Consider the following 15624-nt stretch of genomic DNA (forward strand, 5'->3'; position numbering starts at 1 on the left):
GCATTGAACGTCGAACGCGGCCAGTCGGCGGGTCACGCGTCGCTTTCGAGCCCGCCCTACGTGGGTCACAGTCGGCTAGCGACTACCTGCCGTAGCGGGTGTAGTTGTTGAAGCCGTGGTCGCCGGCACCGATCTGCGCCCCGCTTGGCATCGGCCTCGAACTGCTGCCGATATCCGAGGCCGGATAGCCGGACCGGTTGGCGCTGCCGCCGAAGAAAACGCCGGAGGAGTGCTGCTGGTCGGTCATTTTCTCAGTCGAGGCATCGGGATCGGCGAAACGCGGCGTTCCGTCGGCATTATTGCCCGACTCGGGTCGAGTGTGAACGCATGCGCCTGGCGGCATGGCGCCGACGAACGCCAGGATGAGCCCTGCAGCGATAAGCCGAGACAGTCTCATGGGAACCTCGCTAGCTATTGCGGGCAGGCGTGCCCGCCCGTCGGCGGAATCAATGACAGTCCCCGGCAGGACAGTCAAACGATTGCGCGTCGATGGATGACAAGCGGTTAATGTGTTGCGGGCGGCTGCGGCGCGGCGACGATCGCCTGTTTGATCGGAGCCGCCGTGGCGTTATCCTGCCGCCGTCCTCAATCGCTCGTTCAGGGTCATGACCAGTAAGATTCTCGCCGGCGTCCGCGTCGTCGAATTCGACGCGATCGGGCCGGCGCCGTTTTGCGGGATGATGCTCGCCGACCACGGCGCGTCGGTGGTGCGCATCGCCCGTCCCGGCGGCCAGCCGCCGACGCTCGACGCAGGGAGTAGCGATGTTCTCCTGCGCGGCCGTCTGACACTTACCCTCGACCTCAAGGACCCGGTGGAGTTCGGCCACGCGCGCGAACTGGTCAGCACCGCCGACATCCTGATCGAAGGCTACCGTCCNGGGGTCATGGAGCGGGTTGGGCTCGGCCCCGACGCGTGCTTTGCCGATAATCCGCGCCTCGTCTACGGGCGCGTCACCGGCTACGGCCAGCACGGACCACTGGCGCAACAGACCGGCCACGACATCAACTTCATCGCCCTCTCCGGCGCGCTCCACGCGATGGGTGATCCCGATCTGCCGCCACCGCTGCCGCTCAATCTTCTCGGCGATTTCGCCGGTGGCGGACTGATGCTCGCCTTCGGGGTGCTGGCAGCACACCTGCAGGCGGTACGCAGCGGACGTGGGCAGGTTGTCGACGCGGCGATGGTCGACGGCGTCGCGGCACTGATGGCGATGATCCACGGCTGGCGCAACGCCGGTATGTGGTCGTCACAGCGGGGCGACAACCTGCTCGACGGCGCCGCTCCCTTCTACCGCTGCTATGCAACGCGTGACGGGCGTTTCCTCGCCGTCGGCGCCATCGAACCGCGTTTCTACGCCGCGTTCCGTCGCGCCCTCAATCTCACCGACCCGCTGTTCGACGCGCAGCTGGATCGCCGGCTGTGGCCGGAAATGCGCGCGCGCATCGCCGCGGTCGTGGCCGCCCGCACGCTCGCCGAATGGCAGCAGGCGATCGACGAGCCCGATGCCTGCCTCTCGCCCGTCCTCAGCCTGGAAGAAGCGGCGCTGCATCCGCACCTGCTCGCCCGGCAGACGCTTGGCTTTGCCGACGACGCCATCGCAGTAGGTATCGCCCCTCGCTTCCTCTCTGACCATGCGGAAGCAGCGACACTGTCGGCACCAAGCGTCGCCGAGACGATTGCCGCCGCTTGGCCGCTGAGCGACTCGCTGCGTGCCTTCCTCGCTTTCCCGGCGGCGGATGAACCGGCGACAGGGTATCGTCGAGAGGGGTAAGCCCAGAGGATATGGGCAGTCCCAGAGGGGCAGTTGTGGTTTGCGCGAGCGCCGCACCCGGCTACGCCAGCTGTTTACCTAACAGCTCGATCCAGGCGCGCACCCGGCGGCGGTTGACGCCCAGGTCCCAGTAGCCGACACGGGCGCGGCTGTAGATGGCGACGGTGGAGCGGTTGGCGGCCAGCGGAATGGCGCGGAAGCTGATGTCGTCGACGAAGCCGAACACCGCCGATCGCTGCTCGGCCTCGATCTGCAGCCCATCCGCCGAAACCAGGCTGATCGTCGTTCGCGGCTGCTGCCGAAGCACCGTCTGCCAAGCGTCGGCCAGGCGCACCGCGTCGATGGCGAAGTCCGCTGCATCCTCGTTCGGCTTCGCCGCGGTGTAAGCCGGCGGTGCCACCAGCCAGGCATTGGGACTGTCCGGGGTCTGCAGCGAGGCAAAATCGGTCAACCGCGGCTCACGCATCGCTGTTTCATCGCTCCCTTCCGCCGCAGCCCCCGCCTGCACGCTCCAGACCAGTAGCAGCAACGCTGCCGCGACGGTCCAGCGGATCGTTTGCCGGACGACACCGCTGGTTGCGCGACCGGGCACCCTACTGGGTCGCCGCCGCGGCGCGGGCGCGGGCTTCGGCCGCCTTGGCTGTCTCACCGAGGACGTCGTAAGCGCTGGCAAGACGCAGCCAGCCCTGGCGATCGTCGGGATTCTGCTGCAGCCTTGTGGCAAGGCGCTCGACCATGCTGCGGATCATCGCTTGGCGCTGCTCCGGCGACATCGCCGCTGCNNCGCCTGCACGTCCTCGGCATTGGGTCCAGGGCTCGCCGTCGCCTCACCACCCAGCGCTGCTGCCGCGGTTGAGGGTGGCGCCAGGGCGAGNCGCCGCTGCCGATGGCTTGAGCGTCGCCGGATCGGCCCCCACCGCCTGCACCGCAGCGGCGATCTGCTGGCGGACCAGCGGCACCCAGGGTGCTCCCCGCGGCGACAGCGCCACCAGATCGACCCAGTCTTGCAACGCCCCGGCGACATCGCCGGCCTGCGCCCGACCAAGCGCCAAATAATAGCGAGCCTGGACGTTGCGCGGATCGGCGGCAAGCGCCTCGGTAAACTGGTCGCGCGCCGCCTCACCCACCTGCCCTTCGCCCGCCAGCACCAGCGCCTCGCCATAGGCGGCGGTCACATCGGGCCGCCCCGGCAACAGGTCCTTCGCTTTAGCCAGGGCCGCCACCGCATCGCTGCTGCGATCGAGGGTCAGATAGGCGCGACCGAGCATCAACCAGCCCTGACCGTCGTTGCCATGGCTGGCCAGATAGCGCTCCAGATCCGTCACCGTCGCCAGCAGTGACTGGTCCACCTCCGGCTGCTGGTTCGCTTCGGCCAGATCGCCGGTGGTCCGACGCATCACCAGCGGCTCGTCCGGTGCCATCGGCTTGCCGAGGAGGACATAGACGGCGATGGCGAGTGCCGGCACCGTCAACGCCAGCAACAGTCCCAGCAGGCGACCGTAGCGGCGACGCGGCGGCGGTGCATCGGCGACATCCGTCGCCGATCGCGCCCGCTCCAGCGCCGTCAACAGGCGCCGCTTCAATTCCCGTCGCGCCGCCGCCGCCGCTTCGCCATCGATCAGGCCATCGGCCTGATCGCGATCAACCTCCGCCAACTGGTCGGCGACGATTGTCGCGTCATGCGCCTCGCGTGGCTGTGCCGGGGNATGCCTGCGGAGCAGCGGCTGCACCAGCAGCAGCACAGACAGTGCGGTGAGCAAGCCGCCGAAGACCCACAACAGTATCATGTTGGCGCGTCCTTACCGTCGCGGCGCAAGGGACCCGCCGCCTGCATCAGCCGGGCGAGCCGTTCTTCTTCGTCCGCGCTCAACGCCACAGCCGCAGGCGTTGCCTCCTGCATCCCTGCACGCCGGCGCAGGAACAGGACGACCGCCGCAGCACCAAGGATGAGCACCAGGGCCGGGCCAAACCACAGCAGATAGGTATTGGGCCGCAGCGGTGGCCGCAGCAAAACGAAATCGCCGTAGCGGGAGACCACGTAGTCGATGACCTGGTGGTCAGTGTCGCCGGCGCTGAGGCGTTGGCGGACCAGGACCCGCAAGTCCCGCGCCAGGTCAGCGTTGGAATCGTCGATCGACTGATTCTGGCAGACGACGCAGCGCAGTTCCTTGCTGATCTCCCGGGCGCGTCCCTCCAGCTCCGGATCGGCCAGCATTTCGTCCGGCTGGACGGCCAGCGCCGGGCCCAGCGCCANACCAGCCGACAAGAGCAGCGAGCACGAGTGCGCGCCACATCGTCCGCCCTACTCCGCCTGCAGGGCGCGCACCAGCGGCCACAGATCCTGCTCCCACACCTGGGNGGTAATCGGCCCCACCTGACGATAACGGATCACCCCCTTGCGATCGACAACGAAGGTCTCCGGCGCGCCGGTGATGCCAAAGGCGATCGCCGCCTTGCTCGCCGGGTCGTCGCCGACCAGCGTATAGGGGTTGCCGTGTTTTACCAGCCACGCCGGACCGGCCTCGCGGTTGTGTTCGCGCCAATCGATGCCATAGATGGGCACCACTCCCTGGCGCGAAAGCTCGGTCAGGTATCGATGCTCTTCGGCGCAGGCGACGCACCACGAACCGAAGACGTTGACCAAAGAGACCTGACCCTGCAGATCCTGGCTGCTGAAGCCCTTGTCCGCCCCGGCGATGGGCGCCAGCGTGAACTCCGGCACCGGTTTGCCAAGCAGCGCCGAGGGGATCGCATGCGGGTCGCGGCCAAGCCCGATCCAGAAATAGACCGCAATCGCCGCGAAGATGACCAGCGGCAGCAGATAGGGCAGACGGCGGACGAAAGTGGCGGTTGCGGTCACGGGCGGAGACCAACCGTCGCTGCCGCGCCCGCCCGGCGCCGCGCCGGTGCGCCGACGCGCAACCGCCGGTCACTGAGGCTGACGATGCCACCCACGGCCATCACCAGCACGCCGATCCAAATCCATTGCACCAGTGGCTCGAAGTAGAGCCGTACCACGTACCCCTCCACACCCTCATGCGTCCGCGGCTCGCCGATCACCACGTAGAGGTCACCCAGCGGTCGCGGCTTGATCGCCGCCTCGGTGGTATCGGCGCCTTCCACCGGATAGATGCGTCGCTCAGGGGTAAAATAATCGACAATGCGATCACCGGCGCGGGCGATGAAGTGGCCCTGCAAAGCGCTGTAGTTGGCGCCGCTAACAGTGCCCGCACCTTCGAAGGTGATGCTGTACCCGCCGATCGTCGTCGTCTCTCCCGGCGCCATCACCAGGATTCGTTCCTGCTTCCAGACGCCCGAAGCACTCACGCCGGCAATCAGCAGCGCCGTCCCGCCGTGCGCCAGCGTCATGCCGAGCGCCGAGCGCGGCAGCCGGCGCAGGCGCTGCCAAGGCTTGCCACCGGCGGCGAACAGATCGATCCGCCCCGCCAGTTCCACCACCGTGCCCACCAGCAACCAAGTGGCGAGACCGAGGCCGAAGGCGCCGGTGGCGTTGCGTGGATCGACCAGCAGCCAGACGAGGGCAAAGACCACCAGGGCCATGACCGCCGCTACCCACAACCGCTTCAACGCCGGTGCCAGGTCGGCTCGCTTCCATGGCAGCAGCGGCCCGACCACCATCAACAGCACCAGCGGTGTCATCAACGGGACGAAGGTGGCGTTAAAGAACGGCGGGCCGACGGAAACCTTGCCGCTGCCGATCGCCTCGGCCAGCAAGGGGAAAAGCGTTCCAAGCAGCACAGTGGCAGTGGCGGTACCCAGCAGCAGGTTGTTGACCAGCAGGCTGCCTTCGCGGGAAATCGGCTGGAACATGCCGCCACCTTGCAGGCTTGGGCCACGCCAGGCGAACAGCAGCAGCGAACCACCGATCACCAGCACCAGCAGCAGGAGAATAAAAATCCCGCGGGTCGGATCGGTGGCGAAGGCGTGCACCGACGTCAGCACCCCGGAGCGGACGAGGAAGGTGCCAAGCAACGACAGTGAAAACGCCAGGATGGCAAGGAAGACCGTCCACGCCTTCAAGGCATCGCGCTTCTCGACGACGATGGCCGAGTGCAGCAACGCCGTACCGGCCAGCCAGGGAAGCAGCGACGCGTTCTCCACCGGATCCCAATACCACCAGCCGCCCCAGCCGAGTTCATAGTAGGCCCACCAGGACCCGAGGCCGATGCCGAGGGTGAGAAAGGTCCAGGCGGCAAGCGTCCACGGCCGCACCCAGCGCGCCCAGGCAGCGTCAACGCGGCCCTCGATCAGCGCCGCGATGGCGAAGGAGAAGGCCATCGAAAAGCCGACGTAGCCGAGATAGAGGAACGGCGGATGGAAGGCCAGGCCGGGATCCTGGAGGAGCGGGTTCAGTCCTCGCCCGTCTTCCGGTGGCGGGATCAGCCGCGCAAACGGATTGGAGGTGAAGAGAATGAACAAATAAAAGCCGACGCCGATCCAGCCCTGCACTGCCAGCGCCCGCGCTTTCAGGCCTGGTGGCACGTTATTCCCGAAGATTGCCAGCGCCGCGCCGTAGACGGCGAGGATCAGCACCCACAGCAGCATCGAACCTTCGTGGTTCCCCCAGGAGCCGGAAATCTTATAGAGGAGCGGCTTGGCTGAATGGGAGTTGCTGGCGACGGCGAGCACCGAGAAGTCAGAGGTGACGTAGGCCAACACCAGACAGCCGAAAGCCACCACGACCAACAGCACCTGCGTCAGCGCCGCGGTGGTGCCCACCTCCATCCAGTCCGTCCGGCCGCGTGCTGCACCCAACATGGGCAGGATGCCCTGCACCAGCGCCACCACCAGCGCCAGCGCCAGCGCGAAATGACCGAGTTCGACTGTCACCGCGCACCTCCCTGCTGCGTTTGGCTGGGCGGCATCTGGCCGCTTGCCTCCAACTTGTCACGCATGTGTTGCCACTGACCCGACTGCTTCAGCGACGCCGCCACTTCCGGCGGCATATACTTCTCATCGTGTTTGGCCAGCACCTGATCGGCAGCAAGGACGCCATCCTTCATCCGTCCCTCCACCACGACGCCCTGCCCTTCGCGAAACAGGTCGGGCAGGATACCGTTGTAGGAGACGGTGACATCGCGGGCGAGATCGGTGACGCGGAAGCGCACCATGCCGCCGCTCTGGCGCTCGACACTGCCCTCCATCACCAGCCCGCCCAGGCGCAAACGCCGATCGTGCGTCAGGTCCGGCCGTTCTGCCAATTCGGAGGGAGTGTGGAAAAACACCAGATGTTCCTGAATCTGCGTCAGGACGATGGCCACGGCGATGCCGAGCACGGCGAGGCCAAGACCGACAAAAACAAGACGCTGATGCTTGCGCTTAAGCGCCACGGCGGCGGTTTCCCTGGAGGCTGTTCTCTGTCTGGCTGCGTTCTGGCTGTGGGTGCTTTCCGCGCGGCGTCTGACTCTGCAAACTGGCCAACGTCATCTCCCGATGCTTCAAGGCACGGCGGCTGGTGAAGGCAAGGGCGACGAGTACGACGACGGTGATCCCGAACGCCGGCCAAATAAAGGACGCATATCCGCCCATGGCAAAAAAGGTCTGCGCGCGTCGGTGATCATCACGCTGTCATGCCCGTGCCAGTCGCTGCCGCATGGCGCGAATCTTGCCGGCGAGTATTTCGCTGCGTAGCCGCAGCAGCAACAACCAGAAGTAATAACTGGTGAAGGCCGTGGCCATCACCAGCAGTGGCGCCAGCATGCTGGCGTCAATGGACGGCCCGCCCATGCGGACAACGCTGGCAGGCTGGTGCAGCGTGTTCCACCAGTCGACGGAAAACTTGATGATCGGAATATTGATGCAGCCGACGAGAGCAAGGATCGCTGCCGCCTTCATGCCACGTGCCGGATCGTCAAAGGCTTCGACCAGGGCGATGTAGCCGAGATAAAGGAAGAACAGAATGAGCACCGAGGTCAGCCGGCCGTCCCATACCCACCATGTCCNCCACATGGGCCGGCCCCACAGCGAACCGGTGATCAAGGCGAGGAAGGTGAAGGAAGCACCGATAGGCGCCGTCGCCTTCGCCGCGAGTTCCGCCAAGGGATGGCGCCAGATCAGCCCGACGGCAGCAGCCATCGCCATGGATACGTAGCAGAACATGGACATCCACGCCGCCGGCACGTGTACGTACATAATCCGCACCGTCTCACCTTGCTGATAGTCCGGCGGCGAGGCCAGAAGCGCGAGATACAGCCCTGCAACCAACAACACCGCGGTCAAGCCGCCGAGCCATGGCATGAGAACGGCGCTGAGCCGCATGAAACGATTTGGATTGGCGTAGCCCAGCATTTTTCTACCCACGCGCGCGTCCGAACGGCGACGCTTGTATCACAGCTTCCCTAATATGTACCAGACGACAACCACTTTCGCCCAGTTGCGCATTAAAGTGTATTCACCTGCCGTCCTCAATCCAGCGCCAGACGCAAGGCCAGCCCCGCTGCCCATGGTGCCAGCACAAGGCTGACCAGCAGCAGTGCCAGCAGCATGCGCAGATGCGGCCAGATGTCGAAGCCGAAAGCAGCCGCATCGATGGCGGATACGCCGAAAATCAGCACCGGGATGTAGAGAGGCAGGACCAGCAACGCCAGCAGCACTCCGCCGCGTCGGGCACCGAGGATCAGTGCCGCGCCGACGCCGCCGATCAGGCTCAGCACCGGTGTACCCAGCGCGAAGGCCGCCGTCATCACCCCCACGCGCGTGANGTCGAGATGAATGATCACAGCAAGAACCGGCCCCACCAGCACCAGGGGCAAGCCGGTCAGCAACCAGTGGGCGATGATCTTGGCCAGTGCCAGCAATGGCAACGGGATAGGCCCGAGTGCAAGAAGATCGAGGGTGCCGTCGGCATAATCAGTCTGGAACAGTCGCTCCAGCGACAGCATCGCTGCCAGGAGCGCCGCCACCCAGAGAATGCCGCTGGCGATGCGTGCGAGTGTTTCCGTCTCGGGGCCGATGCCAAGCGGAAACAGCACGACGGCGAGGACGAAGAAGGCAACCGCCATGGCACTGTCGAGCCCTTGGCGCAGCGCCAGGCGCACTTCGCGGGCGATTACCACNNCAAGCTGCTGTTCAGCACGCCGCCATATCCTGGTAATNNGCGCCAAATCAACCACCTGCGCCGCCGGCGGATGGTCGCCACCATGCAGCGCCATCACCACGCCACCACCGGCGCTGCGATGATCAGCGATGACGCGATCGAGACAGCGCAGCGCATCGGCATCGAGGGCGGTCCGCGGTTCATCGAGCAGCCAAAGCGGCGCCTCCGTAGCGATCAGCCGGGCCAGCGCCACCCGCCGTCGCTGGCCTTGCGACAGGAAACCTCCCGGCAACGACGCCAGATGCTCGATGCGGAACGCCGCAAGGGCAGCGGCAACCCGTTGTTCTCTCCCTGCCGTGCGGCGCCGCGNGAACGATGCCCAAAAGGTCATCGCCTCATCAACCGTCGCCGTGGGTTTGATCGCATCGGCGTGGCCCACATAGTGCACCCGCATGGCGTGGGCCATTACGTCATCCGCCACCGGATGCCCGTCCCAGAAGAGACGTCCCGCCGTCGGTCGCAAGAGGCCGGCCATGATGCGAAGCAGGCTCGATTTGCCGGCGCCGTTCGGTCCCACCAGCACCAGCGCCTCACCCGGGGCAAGGCGGAAGTCCAGCCCGGCGAAGACGGGCCAGCCGCTGCGAACACAGCAGAGCCCTTCGCCGTGGAAGTCAGCCATCAGCAAGCCTCGAGCAGTCACCACCGCCGCGACGAGTCGTCAGCGCACCGCAGCAGGCAAAAGAACGGCGACCAGTGAGCGCACTGGCCGCCGGTAGCTCCCGGCACGTATGCCGATTAGGGAACCGGAGATGGGGATTCTCCGGATTGTCTCGTAGGAGGTCTGAATCGTTCACAGAGTACAACCCAATTGCGGCAATATTTTGCCTTGTCCAGCAAGCACTACGGGAATCTCGCATCGGCGCATCGCGTGAAACCGGGCGGAGCCGCAAAAACTGGGGAATAACACACGTAATCCTGCATAAATAGCGCGAGGAAACAACCGGTAATATTTACCACCCCAGCCAATCGGCGCGCCGAGGGATATCTGCCGTATAGACATTTTCCAACTGTAACGTGCCGTCGGCGATCAACGTTGCCAGATCAGCATCCCGCGGCGGGTCGCTCGTCACCCGAGCGCGGTAAAGCAGCACACGGGTGAAACCGCGATGATCGTCGGCACTCCAAGTGGCCTTCGCACACGCCCCCTCCAGGCCAACAGGGACCCAGTCCGTTTTCTGATACATCCCCTCCTTGATCACCGGCCCTTTCACCCCGCCGTGATCTGCGGCCCATTCCATTGCCTCCTTCATGAAGAAGATGGAGCAGACGCCACGGATATAATGATGCGGCTGATAGGTAACGGCGGGATCGGCGGCCTTGGCAATCTCACGCACGCGCGCCATTCCTGGCGTGTCTTCAAACCAGGTGCCGGTCCCCATCACCCAGACGAGACCATTGGCGGCGGTGCCGGCCGCTTGCATGGCGCGCTCGTCAAATCCCCAGATATTGGCTAGAAACTGGGTGGTGACGCCCATCTGGCGGCAGGTCTTGATCAGTTCAACGTTCGACGCCGCCGTGTTGCCGAGATAGGCGTAGTCGATACCGGCTTCCTTCAGTTGGGCACACTGCGGCCGCTCATCACCCGGAGTCATCGCATACTGGATCGCCGGCAAAACGGTGAAGCCCAACTCAGCCGCGTAACTTTCCCCGGCTTTTCGCGGCGAACTCGGATAGGGATGATTATCGCCTAAGTGAACATAGCGAGGAGCGCGCTCATCCCCGGTGCGTTGACGCCAGTCGGCCCTCGCCCATTGCAGTAGCGCGCGGAGCCCATCGGAATAGGACGGCCCCATGATGAAGTTGTAGGGGCTGGGGCGCCGGGTGACCGGGCTTTTGCCTTGCGGATCAGTCAGCGCGGCGGAATACGAACCCGAGAAGAAGGGAACCTGGTCTTCGCTGACAAAGCGCACCAGCGCTTCGGTGTCGGCGGTCCCCCATCCCTGCACCGCGATCACGCGGCNCTCATGCCACTTCTGATATTCGGTGAGCGCCGGTGGGACCTGATAGCCTGTATCGAAGGTGTCGAGTTCGATCGGTCGGCCGTCGATTCCGCCATGGGCATTGATCCAGGCGACGGCATCGATCTTGCCGCGGCCGTAAGGTGTGGCAACACTGGCGGTGGGACCGGAGAAATCCACCAGGTTGCCAACGAGGATCGGTTCCGGCTTGGCGTCAGCGGCGATGGCAAGCGAACCGCCTGCAACGAGCCCGGCAATGGCAACTAAGATATTGATTATTGAACGCAATACAGTCGCTCCTCTACCCAGCGGCGCATTTTTTTCCGCAGAAAGCGTTTTGTCGATCCTTTCTTTGCGAATCGCTTGAGCGGCTGTGCGACGGCGCCACCCCCTCGTTGCCGCAAGTCCCTGACCAGCGCCATCGCCTTGGTCGCCAAAGCCGCCATTTCGTCGCCAAAGGCAGCACCCAAAACCTGTTTTTGCCGCCTCTCGGTCGAGGGATCGCCACTTCCGGATGCGGATTGCGCATGGCCGCCTTTTCCCCTTTTGCCCGGCGCGCAATACGGTGTATTCACTTGCGCATGTGGACGCTCTACCACCAATGGCTGTCTCCGTTCTGTCGCAAGGTACGGTTGTTTCTTGCTGAAAAGAAGGTGGACTTCGAACTGCGCCTGGAACCCGTCTGGGACCGGCGTGCGGAATTCCTTGCGCTCAATCCAGCCGGCGAAGTGCCGGTGCTTGAGAATATTGATGGGGCGACCCTGGCCGACAGTCAGGCCATCGTCGAATTCATCGAAGAGGAAGTGCCGGAGCCGTCGCTGATCGGCCGCGATGCCGCAGAACGAGCCGAGGTGCGTCGTCTCGTTGCTTGGTTCGACCGCAAGTTCAATGCCGAGGTCACTGATAACCTGGTGGGTGAAAAGGTGGTCAATCGGCTGCTGCGCATGGGTACGCCCGATTCGCGCGCCATTCGCGCCGGCCACTTGAATGTCCGCCACCATCTGGAATATGTGGGCTTTCTCATGGAGCGGCGAACATGGCTTGCCGGCGATCGGTTGACCCTCGCCGATCTTACCGCCGCCGCGCATTTTTCCTGCATCGACTACCTGGGAGACGTTCCCTGGGAAGCGCACGAAGAAGCAAAAACCTGGTACGCGCGTATCAAGTCGCGCCCCAGCTTCCGCCCCCTGCTCAGCGATCACATTCCGGGCATGGCTCCTGCCAGCAACTACGCCGACATGGATTTCTAGCGCCTCAACCGCCCTTACCGGCGTCCAGATGCTTCGCCGCCATCAGTGCCGCCGCCGATCCGGGTGCAATCTTCATTACCATCTGCCAGTCTTCGCGGGCGCCGTTGCTGTCCCCGGCGTCGCGGCGCAACAGCCCGCGCTCAAGCAGCGCATCGGGGTTGTGGCGGTCAAACATCAGCGCCGTATCCACGTCGAAGGCGGCTTCGTCGAGCCGACCGGCGCGGCGCAGCGCGCTCGCCCGCAGGACATAGGCGTCGGTGTTCAGCGAATCCGCATCGATCGCTCGCGTCAGATCCTCCACCGCGTCGTTAAACCGGCCCAGTTCGACAGACGCGCGCGCCCGGTCGATCAGCAGTCCGGTATCGCCCGGAACCAGTCCCAGTGCTTCCGTCAGTACCGCTATCGCCCGGTCGGGCGAACCCGCTTGCACCCAAGCGTCCGCCGCTTGTGCCAACAGTGCCGCCTGTCGTTTCGGCGCCCCACCGGTGGCAGCCAGCAGTTCGAACGCCTCCGCCGCATCCTTCGGTCGACCAAGTGCCAGATCAGCGGCAGCAGCGCAATGTTTCGCCGCATCACCGCCGCCCTGCTTGAGCCATGTCCGAGCGTCACTAGCGGCAGCGGCCGGATCGTCGACCACCCGGGCAAGACAGGCACGATAGCGTGCTTCCCGCTCGGACACCGACGCTGGTGGCGCTGATTTTGCCGGAGCCGCACTGCCGGCCGGTGAACTCGTGGCTGGACTCGTCGCTGTATTGGCCGCATGCGCTTCGGCGACGGTGGCGAGAAGCGTCAGGGTGCAGAGCACTAGCCTCGCTGGCACCCGCAAGCGGTAAGCGCTGTTGATCAATCCAATGGCCTTGCTGTTCTTCTGTCCGCAGGCGATACACTGGCGAGGGCTCAGCGTCCAGACAAGGGGCAGCACCACGGTTGATTAGCTCTGTTAGACCGCACCTGTTTTGCTTCGGCCTCGGCTACAGCGCTCGCGTGCTCGCCTCGCTGTTGAGCCGCGAGGGTTGGCTTGTGTCCGGCACCTGCCGTGAAAAGGCTGGCGACTCCCGGCATCCGCTGCACGGCGTCGCCATCCACAGCTTCGATCGCGCTCACCCGCTTGCCGATCCGACCACTGCACTGCGCGGCGTCACCGACATCCTGTCATCGGTGCCACCCGACACCGATGGCGACCCAGTCCTCGATCTCTGCCAGTCCTCGATCCTTGCCGTCGACCGCTTGCGCTGGGTCGGCTACNNCTCAACCACCGGGGTCTATGGCGATACCGGCGGCGCTCTGGTTGACGAAACCTCGCCGTTGCAGCCAACGTCCGCGCGTAGCCAGCGGCGTGTCGTCGCCGAACAGCGCTGGCTGCGCCTGTACCGCGAGTACGGCCTGCCGGTCCACGTCTTCCGCCTCGCTGGCATTTATGGCCCTGGTCGCAACGCGCTTGAGCAGGTTCGTGCCGACGCGGTCCGTCGCGTCCATAAACCGGGCCATCTGTTCGCACGCATCCATGTGGACGACATCGCCCGCATCCTGCGCGCATCCATGGCCCGTCCCAATGCCGGAAGCATCTACAATGTCTGCGACGACGCTCCCGCGGAGCAGAGCGACGTTGTTGCCTTTGCCTGTCAACTGCTCGGCAAGCCACCACCACCGCCCATGGACTTTGCCGACGCCATGGCGCGCATGTCGCCGATGGCGCGCAGCTTCTGGCGTGACAACCGCCGCGTCGACAACGCAAGATTGAAGCGCGAGTTGGGAGTGAAGCTGCAATATCCCGACTATCGCACCGGACTGGCGGCTATTCTGGCCGCCGAAGCCGAAGACTCAGCACCGTCTGCCGGCAATTGACTCTCTCGGGGTACCATGCAGGCGATCATATTTGCGTCAGCAACGCTTAACGCCCCAAGCACATTTTCCAAACAAGATAAGAAAACATTAACGCCACGATCCAGCAAAGCAGCCGCCCAGATCTAATTAAATTTTTTGTCATCCTCCCGTAAGCCGGCGGCATAATCGATTTGTTATGCTTGATGTGTCTTAAATGAGCTTATTGGTGCAATGACTTCGCGATCAGGTCATATCAAATATGCTTAACAAAAATTTAGGTCACAGTACCGAGTGGGTAAACGTTCCTGCACGAATACTCAGGCTCCACTCTCGTCAGACCTAATGGTAACATGACGACCCTCACGTTCCGAAGCTACGCTCGCCGCCGTGCCAGCAAGGTGCAGGCTGATGCTTTTGTCATGCGCTACCGGTGCCGTGACTATTTAGTCAAGCATCGCCACGAATGAAATAGGTGGCGATTTGCTGCCTTAAGTCTAGTGCGGTAGGTGTGTATGGCGCTCCCAGCACATTGCCTGGAACCGTACAGGAACAAATCGGTATTTATCTACGCGCAGCACGTGCTGACAGCATCTCGACACGTCTCAATTACCGCAACGACTGGCTGCTTCGCTCCAGCCCTTCCCATCAGGAGGTAGGACATGCTCGTCCGTGCTAAACTGTTTCTTCGGCAGGCCGCTCCAGGCTATTACAGACTAGCCCTTTTGCCGTATGTCAAAGCTCGGCGTTTCACCCAGCGCTGGCGGCGGGTCGCCGTCTATGCCAACCAGCGCGCGAATGGCAATATATTTGCCATTGAACTGGATATAACTGCAGGCTTCTTTGCAGTAATAACCGCTTATTTATATATCCTTGTTCACTGTGAAACGCAGAATCTAACCCCTACNATACGTGTTACTGGAAGAAATTATCGTTCCCCATCCCATGATAGAAATTGGATCAATAATTATTTCAATGTCATAACGCCCATGACGCCTGAACAGAGAACAAAAATAGATAAGGGAGAACTGAAAATCACAAGGATAAAATCAATCAATGATCTTGGATATCACAGGAAATACAAGGACATCTTGACCATTGAATTTGCACACCATTTGATGAAAAAGCATCTGGTCATCAAGGATGATATCCTGGCGGAGGTCGATGACTTTTTCAGCAACACCCTAGCCCGTGGGCACACGCTAGGCGTCCACTATCGTGGAACAGACAAATTCGTCGATGCACCACGCTTATCTTACGATGTTTTATTTGAGAACATTACCAATTATCTCAGGGATAACCCACAGACGACGCAGGTCCTGCTTGCAACAGATGAGCCTGCACTTATCGAATACATGAAAGAACGCCCACTAGCAAAGCCGCTGTTCAACTGGGCGTCCAGTCAAATCTTCCCTGGTGGNAGTAGCCCTCACTACGCCAAGGATGCAGACAGATACATTCTTGGACGCGAGGCGTTACTGACATGCCTCGCCTTGGCACGCTGCGATTATTGTATTCGAACAGCGTCCTATTTGTCTGGCTTCGCCTCTGTTTTGAACCCGGCGCTTCGATCGGTGATGCTGAACCCCATTTACCACGATCGCTTCCCGGATTGGGAACTCTGGAATCGACAGCGCGGTGGTACACAACAATGCCGCAACTTCGAACAGGTAGCGACAGTCGGCGCATCGTAAAGCTGCGCCGCT

At 63.3% G+C, this 15624-nt stretch carries 17 protein-coding genes and 1 pseudogene; 3 read left to right on the plus strand and 15 right to left on the minus strand.

Going from position 1 to position 15624, the window contains the following annotated elements; all coding sequences use genetic code 11:
• Positions 1-82: 82 nt before the first annotated feature.
• Positions 83-397 (minus strand): hypothetical protein, encoded by a 315-nt coding sequence (locus HQ394_RS01200; RefSeq protein WP_190261678.1) that lies wholly within the window; start codon positions 395-397, stop codon positions 83-85.
• Positions 398-605: 208 nt separating this feature from the next.
• Between HQ394_RS01200 and HQ394_RS01205 the strand changes: the two genes are divergently transcribed.
• A complete protein-coding gene (locus HQ394_RS01205) occupies positions 606-1772 on the plus strand; it encodes a CaiB/BaiF CoA transferase family protein (protein ID WP_190261679.1) in 1167 nt (388 codons plus the stop codon).
• 61 nt (positions 1773-1833) lie between these two features.
• On the opposite strand, the gene HQ394_RS01210 is transcribed toward HQ394_RS01205, so the two are convergent.
• The 13 genes and pseudogenes from HQ394_RS01210 to HQ394_RS01265 form a co-directional block, all read right to left on the minus strand.
• On the minus strand, positions 1834-2364 hold the full coding sequence (locus tag HQ394_RS01210) for a DUF1499 domain-containing protein (protein ID WP_190261680.1): 531 nt from the start codon (positions 2362-2364) through the stop codon (positions 1834-1836).
• 1 nt (position 2365) lies between these two features.
• Positions 2366-2521, minus strand: a complete 156-nt coding sequence (locus HQ394_RS01215) for a tetratricopeptide repeat protein (RefSeq protein WP_223291766.1) — start codon at positions 2519-2521, stop codon at positions 2366-2368.
• 78 nt (positions 2522-2599) lie between these two features.
• A complete protein-coding gene (gene ccmI / locus HQ394_RS01220) occupies positions 2600-3559 on the minus strand; it encodes a c-type cytochrome biogenesis protein CcmI (protein ID WP_190261682.1) in 960 nt (319 codons plus the stop codon).
• On the minus strand, positions 3556-3987 hold the full coding sequence (locus HQ394_RS01225) for a cytochrome c-type biogenesis protein (RefSeq protein WP_190263055.1): 432 nt from the start codon (positions 3985-3987) through the stop codon (positions 3556-3558). The genes ccmI and HQ394_RS01225 overlap by 4 nt, the downstream gene beginning before the upstream one ends.
• A gap of 87 nt (positions 3988-4074) precedes the next feature.
• On the minus strand, positions 4075-4632 hold the full coding sequence (locus tag HQ394_RS01230; RefSeq protein ID WP_190261683.1) for a DsbE family thiol:disulfide interchange protein: 558 nt from the start codon (positions 4630-4632) through the stop codon (positions 4075-4077).
• Positions 4629-6623, minus strand: a complete 1995-nt coding sequence (locus HQ394_RS01235) for a heme lyase CcmF/NrfE family subunit (protein WP_190261684.1) — start codon at positions 6621-6623, stop codon at positions 4629-4631. Before HQ394_RS01235 ends, HQ394_RS01230 begins: the two co-directional genes overlap by 4 nt.
• Positions 6620-7123: a cytochrome c maturation protein CcmE gene (gene ccmE, locus HQ394_RS01240; RefSeq protein WP_190261685.1), complete on the minus strand. Its 504-nt coding sequence runs from the start codon at positions 7121-7123 to the stop codon at positions 6620-6622. Before ccmE ends, HQ394_RS01235 begins: the two co-directional genes overlap by 4 nt.
• Positions 7113-7322, minus strand: coding sequence for a heme exporter protein CcmD (gene ccmD, locus HQ394_RS20940; protein ID WP_190261686.1), 210 nt, complete (start codon positions 7320-7322; stop codon positions 7113-7115). The genes ccmE and ccmD overlap by 11 nt, the downstream gene beginning before the upstream one ends.
• A 39-nt stretch (positions 7323-7361) precedes the next feature.
• Positions 7362-8081: a heme ABC transporter permease gene (locus HQ394_RS01250; RefSeq protein WP_190261687.1), complete on the minus strand. Its 720-nt coding sequence runs from the start codon at positions 8079-8081 to the stop codon at positions 7362-7364.
• A gap of 116 nt (positions 8082-8197) precedes the next feature.
• A complete protein-coding gene (gene ccmB, locus HQ394_RS20945) occupies positions 8198-8905 on the minus strand; it encodes a heme exporter protein CcmB (protein WP_407644727.1) in 708 nt (235 codons plus the stop codon).
• Positions 8894-9508: pseudogene (ccmA, locus tag HQ394_RS20950) on the minus strand (heme ABC exporter ATP-binding protein CcmA); the annotation flags it as partial. The gene ccmB and the pseudogene ccmA, both read right to left, overlap by 12 nt.
• A 331-nt stretch (positions 9509-9839) precedes the next feature.
• A complete protein-coding gene (locus HQ394_RS01260; RefSeq protein WP_456151512.1) occupies positions 9840-11027 on the minus strand; it encodes an ABC transporter substrate-binding protein in 1188 nt (395 codons plus the stop codon).
• A gap of 95 nt (positions 11028-11122) precedes the next feature.
• The gene (locus HQ394_RS01265; protein ID WP_190261689.1) at positions 11123-11449 is read right to left on the minus strand and encodes a hypothetical protein; all 327 of its coding nucleotides are present in this window, start codon (positions 11447-11449) and stop codon (positions 11123-11125) included.
• Between HQ394_RS01265 and fzlA the strand changes: the two genes are divergently transcribed.
• Positions 11429-12097 (plus strand): FtsZ-binding protein FzlA, encoded by a 669-nt coding sequence (gene fzlA, locus HQ394_RS01270; RefSeq protein ID WP_190261690.1) that lies wholly within the window; start codon positions 11429-11431, stop codon positions 12095-12097. The two genes, HQ394_RS01265 and fzlA, sit on opposite strands and share 21 nt — an antisense overlap.
• 4 nt (positions 12098-12101) lie before the next feature.
• On the opposite strand, the gene HQ394_RS01275 is transcribed toward fzlA, so the two are convergent.
• On the minus strand, positions 12102-13022 hold the full coding sequence (locus HQ394_RS01275) for a tetratricopeptide repeat protein (RefSeq protein ID WP_190261691.1): 921 nt from the start codon (positions 13020-13022) through the stop codon (positions 12102-12104).
• A 233-nt stretch (positions 13023-13255) separates the two neighbouring features.
• Here HQ394_RS01275 and HQ394_RS01280 point away from each other — a divergent pair, with 233 nt between their 5' ends.
• Positions 13256-13942 (plus strand): NAD-dependent epimerase/dehydratase family protein, encoded by a 687-nt coding sequence (locus HQ394_RS01280; protein WP_456151513.1) that lies wholly within the window; start codon positions 13256-13258, stop codon positions 13940-13942.
• The last annotated feature ends 1682 nt before the right edge of the window (positions 13943-15624 follow it).

The sequence above is a fragment of the Defluviicoccus vanus genome, from assembly GCF_014672695.1.
Taxonomy (GTDB): domain Bacteria; phylum Pseudomonadota; class Alphaproteobacteria; order Rhodospirillales; family Defluviicoccaceae; genus Defluviicoccus; species Defluviicoccus vanus.